Annotated in this window: 2 protein-coding genes; one reads left to right on the top strand and one right to left on the bottom strand. The window is 66.5% G+C overall.

Annotated elements, in window-relative coordinates; genetic code table 11:
- Positions 1-193: transposase (locus H7965_RS29675; RefSeq protein ID WP_186774068.1), on the bottom strand; the 193-nt coding region annotated here is incomplete at its 3' end.
- 1,336 nt (positions 194-1,529) lie between these two features.
- Between H7965_RS29675 and H7965_RS31860 the strand changes: the two genes are divergently transcribed.
- Positions 1,530-1,917 (top strand): Bug family tripartite tricarboxylate transporter substrate binding protein (locus H7965_RS31860; RefSeq protein ID WP_315898725.1); only part of this gene is annotated, 388 nt, incomplete at its 3' end.

The raw sequence follows: 1,917 nt of genomic DNA, 5'->3' as shown, positions 1-1,917 counted from the left end.
GGTGCCGCCACTGGCAGCCGGTGCGCACGAGATAGAACAGCCCGTCCAGCAGGCTCCGCATGTCCGTGCTGCGCGGCCGTCCGCCCGGCTTGGCGGGCGGGATCAGCGGCTCCAACAGGCGGAACTGGTCATCCGTCAGCGCTTGGCCGGAGCCGAACTCCCCAACCAACGCGCGATCAGCCGGCGTCCACATGGCGGTCTCCAGTCAGGAAACCGCCTGCAACGCCGCCTGAAAGGCCAGGATCAGCCCGTCAAACCAGCCCCGTCACCCCTTCGCAAACGGGCATTTAGGTCGCATGCCCGACGGCCACTTCGGGCGGTTCTGTCGATGAGGTCGCGGTGTGGGGCGGAGCATGGAATCCTTCTTGGGCAGGGCAGTGGCGCCGCGCCTCTCCCTCCGGATGAGGCGCGCCAACAGCGACGGTGGGACCAGCCGCGCCACACCGCCGGGGGGAGTGCCAAGCCAGGCGCGCCAGTTACCCCGGCGCGCGAAACACCGGATTCCAGACCCTTGCCGCCAGAGCCGAGCGGTCGGGCATTCGGGTTTCCAACCACAGCAAGAGGTGCCGCTCGCAATCCGGCCTTTTTCCTGGGCCGAAAGCTTGGGACTAAATCAGTCAAGTCCCCAGGTTCGGAGAGAATCGGCGGTTCGGAGAGAGATTCGGTCCCTCGTTGCGGTCCTGCACTCCCAAGGTCGCTGCCTGGACCCAGGCCAAACCTGCCGTTCCGGGCGCTGGCGCCCCGGACGGAGTGCGGTTCTCGGGAAGTGAGGAAGTGAGGAAGTGAGGAAGTGAGGAAGTGAGGAAGTGAGGAAGTGAGGAAGTGAGGAAGTGAGTGGTGTGGCCCAGCCGAGCCCGGGTGCAACCGCCAAGGCTTGGTTGAGCACCTCCGCCTGACTGGCCGCGGTAACGCGGTAATCGAACCCAGAGCCGGTCTCGCGCGTGGCCCCGACCACCCCCGGGAGCCGCCGAAGGTCAGCAGGTAGTGGCTGCCCGGGGGCAGCACGGCCGGCCAGGCCTCGGTGTCGACGACGCAGCCCGAAGACCACGGCGAGACAATGCCGCCCACCACCGCGGTGGCACGCCCGGCATGGGCCTGGTCGACCGCCACCACCTCGGCGCAAGCCAGGGCCAGGTGCCTGGTCCTCCTCGAGGTTGCTGATCAGCATCTTGAGTTGGCCGAACTCGGCATCCAGCCGCTCGCAGGACTTGCAGTGGCGGCTGGGACGCAGGGCTGCGAGCTGGACCCTGAGCTTCTCGATCTCAGGCGTGGCGTTTACCTATTGAGAGGGCTTGGGTCATCTTGAACTACCCCGAAACCGCGACAGGCGGCCTGTCCAGCGCGGTGGCTGCGAACCTTTCAAGTGCGCCCAGGCCGGATCAATAATGAGACCACAAGTCGTCTAGGGGATCCAACAACCACCGAGGCGGGTATATTCTGGCTTCGAGGGCTGCCACCTGCCGATGCTGCGCCCGGCGGAGTACGGGCGGGCTGTCGTGCGGCGGCAGCCCAGCTAGGAGGAAATTCCAGTGACAACAGGCTCTATCGGCCGCCGCGCCGCTCTCGGCACCGCGTTCGCCGCAATGACACTCGCGTGCCCGGCTATCGGCCAAGGACGTTTCCCTAACCGCCCTGTCCGGTTCCTGATTCCTTGGGCACCGGGCGGCACGCTGGACGGCTTCATGCGCCTGCAGGCGGAGCTGTTCCAGCAGAACACCGGACAGACGTTGATCATCGAGAACCGTCCCGGCGCCCGCGGCACTCTGGCCGCACAGTTCCTGCTCAACCAGGCACGGCCGGACGGTTACACCATCGCCCACCACCATCTCTCTGTAATCCGGCACCCGTTCCTGACGCGGCGGCCCACCTGGCACCCGGTGAACGATTTCACCTACATCATGCAGCAGACCGGCTTTG

Source organism: Siccirubricoccus deserti, assembly GCF_014283215.1.
Classification (GTDB): domain Bacteria; phylum Pseudomonadota; class Alphaproteobacteria; order Acetobacterales; family Acetobacteraceae; genus Siccirubricoccus; species Siccirubricoccus deserti.
The sequence above is the reverse complement of the archived record's forward strand: the minus strand, read 5'-3'. Positions and strand labels throughout refer to the sequence as shown.